General features: G+C 43.4%; 1 pseudogene. It reads right to left on the reverse strand.

The features are described 5' to 3' along the window. Nucleotides 1-278, reverse strand: a pseudogene (locus RYX56_RS21760) (glucosaminidase domain-containing protein); the annotation flags it as partial. Nucleotides 279-302 lie beyond the last annotated feature (24 nt).

Here is a 302-nt window from a genome sequence, read left to right on the forward strand (position 1 = left end):
CTTTCTTCAACCGATGCGTAAGATTTTAATCCATTAATCCCCATCATGCCGGCAATATTATTTTTTTCAACAGCGGCCCTTGATTTTCCATTTCCGGTTTCATGCTGCGCTATCGCCGCCAGCAAAGCCGGATCCACATTAAACACCTTACCGGCATTGACAAATGCTTGACCCATCCCTTGCAGTTTTCCACCGAGCTCTTGATTCAATTTGTCAGCACTGATTGTCTGATAACGATACAATTCTTTAGGATTGGTCAGTTTTTCGTCTGTCATCACCTTTGGTTCACCATCATTCCATTG

It is taken from the genome of Alkalihalophilus lindianensis (assembly GCF_032843265.1).
GTDB lineage: Bacteria > Bacillota > Bacilli > Bacillales > Bacillaceae_D > Alkalihalophilus > Alkalihalophilus lindianensis.